The organism is Micromonospora sp. ALFpr18c (assembly GCF_008868155.1).
GTDB lineage: Bacteria > Actinomycetota > Actinomycetes > Mycobacteriales > Micromonosporaceae > Micromonospora.
Genome location: NZ_WBKR01000347.1, coordinates 1 through 2,780, shown reverse-complemented (window position 1 = coordinate 2,780; position 2,780 = coordinate 1). Strand labels below are relative to the sequence as shown.

Genomic DNA, 2,780 nt, shown 5'->3' with positions numbered 1-2,780 from the left:
CGGGCGGGGCGTCACCGTCGGCACGCGGGTGCCGTAGCGGCTCAGCGGGGTCGCGGCACCGTTGGTTGCGGTCATCTGGGGTCCTCCTCCTGTTGGGGCGCGTTGTTGGGCGCGCGGAAGCGGCCGGCCCACCGGGTACATGGGTCGACTCACGGGACGAACAGGGATGGGTGCAGCAGAGGGCTGCTGGTGAAGCGGGTTGGTGCTGGTGGTGCGGTGCGACCTGGGGGTCGCCGCGCGGCGCGGGCGCCGACCGGCCGAAGGCGGGTGGGCGGAGCGCACCGTGAGGTGCGGCGGTGGTTCCCGAGGTGGGACCGGACCGGGTGGAGCGATATATGGGTGAAGGTGGTGCCGATGAAGGTAGCGGCCGGATCTGTCAGCGCCGGCCGCCGTCAAGATCGCCAGAAGTGCGGTTGACCTGCACTGTCAGGCGACCGCTCGATTTCCGCGGGTGAGGAACGGTGAGGCTGTTAGATCCGGTCGGTCTCACAGCCGCCCACGACGGTGGACGGCCCCCCTCCGCGTGCGGTGAAGGTGAATGTCAGGGCTCCGGGTCGGGGCCGCTGAGGTCGGTGTCGGGAAAGCGGTGCGGGTTGGTGGCCGGGTTGTCCGGGCCGTGATCTGAGGGCAGTTCATGCGGCCAGCGGCGCAGGCCCGGATCGGTGGTGAGGGTCCAGGCAGGCCCGGCGGGGTGCTCGCCGTGGAGGCCGGTGGCCACGGGCATGGCGGTGGGCACCCCGGCGAGGGCGTCGAGGAGGTGCTGCTCGCGGCGGCGGCCGGGGACGCGCAGCAGCACCGGGTACCGCGGCCCGTAGACGGCCAGCTGCTCGTACCCGCGCAGCTTGCGCAGCACGGTGCCGAGGGGTTCGGTGCCGTTGTCGTGTTCGAGGAAGAACCCGACCGTGCGCCCGCCAGCGTGCCAGATGCCGTGCCCGTCGGGCTGGACACCGGCCCCGCTGCCGGCGGCGTAGGAGGCGGCGGCGAAGGCGGCGGTGGTGTGCTGTTCGGACCACCACCGCGCCAGCTGGGCGTGTTCGTCGGTGCGGGCGTAGCCGAGCAGGTCGACGAACAGCTGGTTGGTACCGAGCAGGTGGGGCAGGCGGCGGCTGCCGATGATGCGTTCGGTGCGGTCGATGCTGGTGCGTGGGGCGCGGGCGTCGGCGTGGTTGGGGTCGTTGAACTGGGTGGGGTGGACCACCGTGCCGAGCGGTCCGAGGGTGTAGAGGTTTTGGCCGCTGCCGGTGGTGACGTCGACGAACCGGCTGACCGCCTCCATCTGGTGCAGCTGGGCGAGGCGGAGCCGGGCGGAGCGGCGCGACGGGAACAGCGCCGTGGTGATCTGGTCGGTGGACAGCACGTAGTGCTCGGCGAGCCACCGCAGCAGCTGATGATCACGGGCGGTAAGCCGACGAAGTCGGTCCAGACGAGCGAGACGAGACGACGAACGGGAACCCGACGAAGAGGCGGAGAAAGAGGCAGAAGCTGAGCGGGATACGGAGTTGTCGGTGGGCACGATGATGCTCCAGGCGGAAGAGGAGTTCCCTCCGAGGGAGGGTGTCTGAGTTCGGTGAGGTGGTCACCGGAGGCTGGACACGGCCGGTGAGCGGCACTGACAGACCCGGACGGCCGGATCTGTCAGTGCGGTGTGGTGATCGGTGGTGAAGGGCTGGTGAAGCCCGCACGGAAGGGGCGACCGGGATGCGGACGACCCCGATCGACCGATCTGTCGATCTCGCTTCAACCGCCCTGCGGCGTTCAGGCGTTCGCCTTCGGACCGCTCTTGCCTCGGGACCGGCGGTTGTCGTCGGGTCGGGCCGAGAACCGGTCGACGAGGTCGTCGATCGCGCTGGTGTCCTGCGCCGGCACCGCCTGCGCGGCGGCCTGCCGGATGGCTGTCGCCTCGCCCACGATCGGCTTCGGCGGCCGGGTCTTGAGGGTGAACGCCGATGTCTGCCGCCCGCCGACGACGAGGCGCCCGACGGCGGTGTAGGCGTCCAGGTGCGTCAGGTCGTGCTCGTCGAGCTCGGGCAGGGTGTGCCGGGCCAGCACGCGGGCGTCCTCGGGGGCGACGGAGAAGTACAGCTTGTTGCGGGCGTTCGCCGACGCCGCCGCGAGGAGGTCCTTCGGGAACTGGGCGAGGTCCTGGTGCGCGAGGACCATCGACAGTCGGTACTTCCGCGCCTCCGCCAACATTGAGTCGAGGCTGTTGGCGAGGGTCAGGAAGTTCTGGCACTCGTCGATGATCAACGTGGCGTCGCGGCGTTTGTCCGCCGGCACGGCCGCCCGGGCGGTCGCGGCCTGCCACACCTGCGCCAGAACCAGGGAGCCGAGCAGTTTGCTGGTGTCCTCGCCCAACTGCCCCTTTGGGATGCGTACCAGCAGCGCCCCGCCGTCGAGGACTTTGCCCATGTCGAAGCTGGACCGGGGGTAGCGCATGGTGCGCTTGACGAAGTCCCGCAGGAGGAACGCCCGCAGGCGGGCCAGGACGGGGCCGATGACCTGGGAGCGCAGGGCCGGGTTGAGGTCGTCGTACCACTGCCAGAACCCGGACAGGCCGGCCGGATCGTCCAAGCCGACGGTCATCGCCGAGCGGAACTGCGCCGAGTTGAGCAGGGGTGGGATGTGTTGGAGGGTGACGTTGGCGTGCCGCAGCAGGGTCAGGCAGGCCACCCGCATGACGTCGTCCATCCGCGGCCCCCACGCCTTCGCGAAGATGTTCCCGAAGATGCTGACGAGGTTGTCGACGACCAGGTCGGGGTCGTTGCCGGACAGCGGGTTGA

General features: G+C 70.4%; 2 protein-coding genes. Both read right to left on the bottom strand.

The features are described from left to right. Nucleotides 1–541 precede the first annotated feature (541 nt). Nucleotides 542–1,423, bottom strand: a complete 882-nt coding sequence (locus F8271_RS30845; protein ID WP_151493310.1) for a replication-relaxation family protein — start codon at nt 1,421–1,423, stop codon at nt 542–544. A gap of 332 nt (nt 1,424–1,755) precedes the next feature. After that, a partial coding sequence (locus tag F8271_RS30840) for a type IV secretory system conjugative DNA transfer family protein (RefSeq protein WP_151493309.1) occupies nt 1,756–2,780 on the bottom strand: 1,025 nt, incomplete at its 5' end.